The organism is Dictyobacter arantiisoli, assembly GCF_008326305.1.
Classification (GTDB): Bacteria; Chloroflexota; Ktedonobacteria; order Ktedonobacterales; family Ktedonobacteraceae; genus Dictyobacter; species Dictyobacter arantiisoli.
This window is the reverse complement of the sequence record NZ_BIXY01000201.1, coordinates 1-2,554: the sequence shown is the minus strand read 5'-3', so window position 1 is coordinate 2,554 and position 2,554 is coordinate 1. Positions and strand designations below refer to the sequence as shown.

General features: G+C 48.8%; 1 protein-coding gene and 1 pseudogene. Both read left to right on the top strand.

The features are described from left to right. On the top strand, positions 1-2,010 hold a 2,010-nt coding region (locus F1593_RS27750; RefSeq protein ID WP_216369020.1), incomplete at its 5' end, for a TOMM precursor leader peptide-binding protein. Positions 2,011-2,038: 28 nt separating this feature from the next. After that, positions 2,039-2,554 (top strand): annotated as a pseudogene (locus F1593_RS27745) (hypothetical protein); the annotation flags it as partial.

Genomic DNA, 2,554 nt, shown 5'->3' with positions numbered 1-2,554 from the left:
AAGAATATGCCCACAGTGAGAATAGAAACCTTCCATCCTTCTTCCTTGGATGAGACAGTCTCTCTTCTGAAGCAGTACCTGACGAAACATCTCTCTCTACTGGCAGAAGCGCTCCCTCCTTCTATCTCCCTTATAGTGGACCTGGGAGTGCTTGATGGAAAGAAACCCACTGATGAGCGAGAACAGTGGTATCGCAAGTATTACCAGGAGAATACTTTCATCTATCCTCTGAGAGTGGATGGTTCAAAGGTCATCTTTGGACCGCTCTATCACCCGCTTTCTGGAGGTCCATGTCCTCTTTGTCTGGAACAGGCGTGGATCATAAATCGTAAAAGCGAGTTACTCGAATGGAACAATGTACAACAACGGCTTGTTTTTGGGCGCTCCTCAGCCCTGACTCCCTTCGCACTGGATGCGGTCCTGGCAATGATACTGGCTCTTTGCCCTTGCGACATGCTTGAACGCGCGCAGCCTCGGGTCTCTCAACTCGATCTAGAGACGCTTTCTGCGGAAACATATCCGTTTATTCCTGGCGCAGGCTGTCATCTCTGTTCTGTTCTCAAATCGGACAAACTGGACACTTCGGAAACGGCAACGCTTTGTATTAGCTCTCGCTCAAAAAAAGCACCCTCGGAGTATCACCTGAAAACTGTTGCGGAGTACTCTTTACCTGAAACAGCTCTGGTGAATCCTATCAGCGGGCTGCTCGGCGCTCAATATTATAGCAATTATACCCATACCGTCGATACATGCATCTACGGTCGAACGGCTGCCGACGGTCTCTCTGCCAACGGTCTCTTGGGAGACACAGCACGACACGTCACTTTTGCCAGTCATGGCACCAGCTATCAGCTCCATACTGCCTTGCTAGAAGGCCTTGAACGCCTTGCGTGGGTTAGACCGACACGTCAAAAAACGACCGTGTTTGATAGCTATCAGCATGTACGGGCCGAGGCCATACATCCAGCGGAGATGGGTTTGTACCGGCCAGAAATATATCACAATAGTAGTGTTTACACTCCTTTTAAAGATGACCTCATTATACCGTGGGTATGGGGATATTCTTTTCGCAAGGCACGACCAATTCTTGTACCGAAGAGCCTTGTTTACGTGAGTAAAAATAATTATCCTCTGATTGCCACTGACACTTCAAGTGGATGTGCCATTGGGGGCGCACCTGAAGAAGCCATTTTATTTGGTTTAATGGAGTTAATCGAGCGAGATGGTTTTCTGTTAAGTTGGTATACAAAAACAGCACCGCGCCGGGTCGATCTTGCACACTGCAATGATCACTCCATACTGCATATGCTTGATCGATGCAATAGAATAGGCTATGATGTCCATGTACTTGATACACGTTTTGATATGCAATTTCCATCAGTTGCTGCCATCGCTGTATTACGCGATACGCATCTCACGCGACCAGAAGATGATCCAGAACGCATAAGGCCACGTTTTGGGGTGGGAGGGGGAGCAAGCTTCAGCCCCGAACAAGCGATCCTTTCGGCACTCGCCGAACTTGGTTTCTGGATTCATAATACGCGTGTCGATCATCATATGGATGAAATTCGTGCTATGATCCAGGATCATGAGAAAGTGCGAGCCGTCTCCGATCATGCGCTCCTCTACAGTATACCAGAAACTGCGTCAAGAGCAGCTTTTCTCTACCAGAATTCGACCCTCTGTCCCTTTGATACGTGTTATGCAGAGTGGCTGACGAATCGGCCACAGACCCTTGATCTACGGGATGACTTGCTCTATTGTGTGAAGTTGATCCTGGACAGGGGCATGGATGTTATTGCCGTAGACTTGACCAGCCCGGAACAGGAGCGTATGGGGCTCAAAACCTTTAAAGTGATTGTTCCCGGGCTATTGCCAATAGAATTTGGCGGCCAGAGGGTACGTGTCCATGATCTCCCTCGCTTGAAGACCGCTCCACGCGCCGCTGGCTACCTGAGCAAAGATTTTGATCTGGCCAATTTCAATACTGACCCGCACCCATTTCCTTAAAACATGTAGAAAGTGAAAAGAGTCTCATATGAATGAAAATGCAACTATCTGCAAGAAATACATTGAAGCAATCTTCGCAATACATCAAACTCCTTTGGATCCAGGCACAACCGGAATTGCCTGGCAGGATCAGCTTCCCCGCTTCAAACAGTACCCACAGGCAACGCGCCTGGCTCTTCCCAGCAAAATTCTTGATCCTGCTGTTCCTATGGCCGACGTTTGGACATCTCTTACAACCTTGAAGCGTGAGCATAGAGCCATGACTTTTGATGAGTTTACATCGATGCTTCTTCTTACCTATGGGCTCTTGAACATGCGGATGGATCTTATCTGGGGGGAGAAAAAAGGAGACCTTCTCTCCTCCCCAAATGTCAGGTGTGGAAGAGGGACAGCTTCTGGTGGCGGATTATATCCTACAGAGCTCTACTGGGTTTGTGGGCCAAGCGGCCCTTCTCATCCAGGTCTCTACCATTATGATCCTGCACATCACGCTTTAGAGCGAGTGATGAGCGGAAACATGACCAGGGGCATTCAGACTGCTGTG